Raw genomic sequence first — 2,276 nt, forward strand, 5'->3', positions numbered from 1 at the left:
ATCCAGATTGTAGCGACAGGCACCGTCAGCTATACCCGCTCCCAGACGTTTGTCATTACCCTGACCGATGATCAGGCGCCGACATCACTGCGTGATACGAATGCAGCGGGGGATGTTGGCGAAATTGAGCATGGGACTGTGCTGGAGGGCGCTGCAGCAGATACCGAAGTGGGTATCACGGTACAAGCGGATGATACAGCCTCCATTCTCTATTCTTTGCAGACAGGCACAAGCAGCGACCTGTTTGATATTGACCCGGACAGCGGCGTGATCTCCGTTGCAACTGGGGCAGCAATCAATTTTGAGACCAGCGTTCTTCATAGTCTGACCGTTGTGGCGACCGATGCATTTGGTAACGCAGAGACATTTACCGTCAACATCTCAGTCGTCAATGGTGCACCCGTATTGCAGGATGATGCGGCAGAAGCGACCGAGCGCGCGAACAATCTGACCGGCAACGTACTGAGTAATGATGCCGATCCGGGCAGTGCGGCAGGTGCCGATCTGACGGTAGCGACGATACGTGGTTTCTCAGCAATACATGCCCCTGGTCAGGCAGCCGAGGGCAGTGACGGTGGCTTGTTTACCGTAAACGAGGATGGTAGCTGGAGCTTTAACGCAAACGGCGACTTCGATGAGTTGACCGACGGCGAGATCAGGACCACCCACGTGACGCTGGATGTGCGTGATAGCTCCGGTGAGGGTGGCACAACTCAACTCGAAATCACGGTGACCGGGATTAGCGCTGAAGCACCGGAGGTGGTGTTTAGCACTACTGAAATTGACCAGTCGCTACGCCGCAATTCCGAAGCCGCACGTTTAAGCATCGCCAATCCGGGACCGGGTCAGAGTTTTACCTATTCATTGGTAGATGGCGCCGGTAGTAACAGCAACAACCTCTTTACCCTGGAAAACGGCATTCTGAGGGTGGTTGATGATGCCGCGAACCTGACGCTGGGTGAGCTGACAATCCGCGTGCGTACCGAGCTGGTCGGTGACGACCCGAACGGTCAGTACACCATCGAACAGACTTACGCTCTCACCGTTGTGGATACTGTTGCGCCTCAATTCCGTGGTGATAGTGATCGGATGGGCGATGGCAGTGATGTGAATGGACGTGTTGTGCCAGGTATGGCCAACGACGCCACGGTGGGTATTACCGTGGAAATGGACCGTGCTGATCAGGGTAACGTGACATTTAGCCTTAGCAGCGGCGGTGATCGTTTTCAGATAGATGCAGACAGCGGCATTGTCAGTATTAAAGACGCCTCGTTGATCAGCGCATCCGACAGTCTGTATACCATCACTGTGGTGGCGACCGATCTGGCCGGTAACAACACATCCCGTGATTACAATATTCAGGTCAACGCTGTGATCGGTGCCGCAGTGGATGACACTGACCGCACTACACAGGGTTATGAACGTTCAGGAGATGTGTTGCGCAATGACCGTGATGCGGATGGCAACAATGATGCCCTGACCGTCGATCAGGTGAATGGCAGTGCAGACAACCTGAATACTGCGGTGGCGGGTTCCAATGGCGGCCTGTTTACGATTGCTGCGGACGGTAGCTGGACCTTTGATCCGACCGATGCACTGAATAAGGTTAAGCAGAACGAGAGTTTAGATACGGCGATTGAGGTCTCCGTCCGCGACTCCATGGGATTGTTGAGTACCAGCACCCTGACCATGACCGTGCTGGGACGCAACGACGCACCGACCAATCTTCAGCTGAGCAGTGTGGAATACACTTTATCAGCGGTAAACCGTGTTGTCGGCGACCTGACCGTTGAAGATGTTGATGAGGGCGATACTCACACCTTCCGCATCAGTCGGGATAATAGCCGCAGCTTTGAGGTGGTCGGCAATCAGCTGCTCGTTAAGGAAGATGTCAGCCTGACACCGGGTTCTTACACCCTCACGCTGGAAGCCAGCGATAGCGGTCGTGCCCGTGCCATCCAAGAATTCACCATTGTGATTGCGGATGACGGTGCCCCGACCTTTGCCACACCTGCGGACAGCGATTCGGCCGGAAATGACGGTGAAGCAATACAGGGTGCCGTAAATGATGGTGCGACTGAAGGTACGGTGGGTATTACCGCATCGGCAACGGATAGCAGCCAGATCACCTACTTGTTGGCGGATGATGCCAGTGGCCGTTTTGTTATTGATGGCGCCAGCGGTGTGATCAGTGTGAAGCAGGGCGCGACGATTCTGCTGGGTGATGCTTTCTATGATGTGACAGTTAGAGCAACCGATGTTTATGACAACAGTGC

1 protein-coding gene is annotated in these 2,276 nt (G+C 54.6%); it reads left to right on the plus strand.

Annotation, left to right across the window (positions count from 1 at the left end; translation table 11 throughout):
- Positions 1-2,276, plus strand: a 2,276-nt coding sequence (locus ABYW01_RS19765) for a cadherin domain-containing protein (RefSeq protein ID WP_372836109.1), incomplete at both ends; no start/stop codon positions are given.

It is taken from the genome of Pontibacterium sp. (genome assembly GCF_041587635.1).
Taxonomy (GTDB): Bacteria; Pseudomonadota; Gammaproteobacteria; order Pseudomonadales; family Balneatricaceae; genus Pontibacterium.